The 535-nt window shown below is 65.6% G+C and carries 2 pseudogenes; both read left to right on the top strand.

Annotated elements, in window-relative coordinates:
* Nucleotides 1-220, top strand: a pseudogene (locus JCM12296_RS40915) (heme ABC transporter ATP-binding protein); the annotation flags it as partial.
* Nucleotides 217-535, top strand: a pseudogene (locus JCM12296_RS35550) (ABC transporter permease); the annotation flags it as partial. The pseudogenes JCM12296_RS40915 and JCM12296_RS35550, both read left to right, overlap by 4 nt.

Raw genomic sequence — 535 nt, forward strand, 5'->3', positions numbered from 1 at the left:
GTCGCCCGGCCTGCCGGCTTCCGTCCACGAGCGTTTGGCCCTGCGCCAGCAGGGCAGCGGGGTGCTGGTGATCAGCGAGGATCTTGAGGAACTCTTTCTGCTCAGCGACCGCATTGCCGTGATGTTCGAGGGCCGCATCATGGCGGTCCTGCCCATCGAGACGGCCAGCGTCGAGCGCGTGGGTCTCCTGATGGCCGGCGTAAAGGAGGAAGCGGCATGATCGGACTGACTTTGGAAAGCCGTTCCCAGACGCCCTTGTGGCTCAACCTCTCCCTGCCGCTGATGGCCGTGGGTGCCACCCTGGTGCTGTGCAGCGGATTAATCCTTCTGGCCGGCGCCAACGTCCTCAGCGCCTATGAGAAGCTTTTTCTCAGCGCCCTTTCCACGCGCTTCAACCTGGTGGAAACGGCGGTCAAGGCCGCGCCCATGATCTTTACCGGACTGGCCGTGACCGTGGCCTTCCGGGCCCGCTTCTGGAACATCGGCGCCGAGGGGCAGCTCTTGGCCGGTGCCATGGCGGCCGCCTTCGTGGGCG

It is taken from the genome of Desulfosarcina cetonica JCM 12296, from assembly GCF_001311845.1.
Classification (GTDB): domain Bacteria; phylum Desulfobacterota; class Desulfobacteria; order Desulfobacterales; family Desulfosarcinaceae; genus Desulfosarcina; species Desulfosarcina cetonica.